This is a genomic window from Bartonella sp. AA89HNZF, from assembly GCF_042196905.1.
Taxonomy (GTDB): domain Bacteria; phylum Pseudomonadota; class Alphaproteobacteria; order Rhizobiales; family Rhizobiaceae; genus Bartonella.
Genome location: NZ_JBHIRD010000074.1, coordinates 1 through 1118 on the forward strand (window position 1 = coordinate 1; position 1118 = coordinate 1118).

Annotated in this window: 1 protein-coding gene; it reads right to left on the reverse strand. The window is 46.5% G+C overall.

The features are described from left to right. A partial coding sequence (locus ACFIN0_RS09735; RefSeq protein ID WP_375702453.1) for a hemagglutinin repeat-containing protein occupies positions 1-1118 on the reverse strand: 1118 nt, incomplete at both ends.

The following is a 1118-nucleotide window of genomic DNA, read 5'->3' on the forward strand; positions in this document are numbered from 1 at the left end:
GCGCCACCCGTGCCATAACCGGTGCCAACACTCATTGAAGAACTTTCACTGCTGTTTTGTGTGCTTTGCGTGTTTTGTGCACTTTCAAAGATGATATCTTTACCTGCTTCCATGGTGATCTTTCCGCTCTGTGCATCATTTTCCAGCACATAGATTGGATTGGTACCAGCGATAACATCAGCGCCAACACCATGAATGCTGCCTTCGTGGGCATGCATGTTAACAGCGCGTCCGCCTTCTATGCTATCTGTCACCGCTGTGGAGGTCTGAACAGAGGCTTCTGTTTTCTCAGTTTTAAAGCCCACGGTTACACTGCCAGATGCGCCAGCCATATTGGCAAGAGCATCCTTGGTGGAGCCCCCCAATCCTCCTAATGGGTTACTCAGTCCTTTGGTTATGTTCCCCTTTTCTCCTGTGTTGCCAGTCAGCCAATCAACAAAATTCTTGCCTTTGTTAAAGAGGTGATTGATTTTCATGCCGGTCAGTATGCCATTAATAACGGTGTTATTGCCATCCTTATTGTTCATACGGTCCGCTGAATCTTTTAGTCCTTGTACCGTGCCAAGGACACCGATATCAACGGAAGTTGTCACACCAGCAAAAGACTTTTCATGTGTCTCTTTGCCGTTAGAGGTATCATAGCTTTCTGATAGGGTGATATTATTGCCGGCATCAATGTTGACATCACGATCCGCCGAAACAATGGCTGCTTGTAAATTCACATCATTGTCAGCAGTAATCTGCACATCTTGGCGTGCCGTGATGTGTGATTGTGTAGAAGTGGTTTCCCATTGATCGCCCGTATCTTTGGCGCTTGCAATTCCACCCCCCAAGGAAGCACCGCTGTTGCTCTTTTCAAACTGAAACCCAAAGCCTGTACGTTCTTCCTTTGAGCTTGCCCTATGGCTATTATGACCAACAAGCACATTGACATCACGCGCTGCCGAAAGATTAATATTCTCACCTGCAAGATCAGAGCCAACAATTGTCACATCTTTTTTCTTGGCAGTGATGGTGATATTGCCATCCGCATTGAGAGAAGAACCTTGATGCTCAAAACTCTCTTCATTTTCTGTCTTTCCCTCACTCCCGTATATCGACACAAAGCCCTTGCCTGA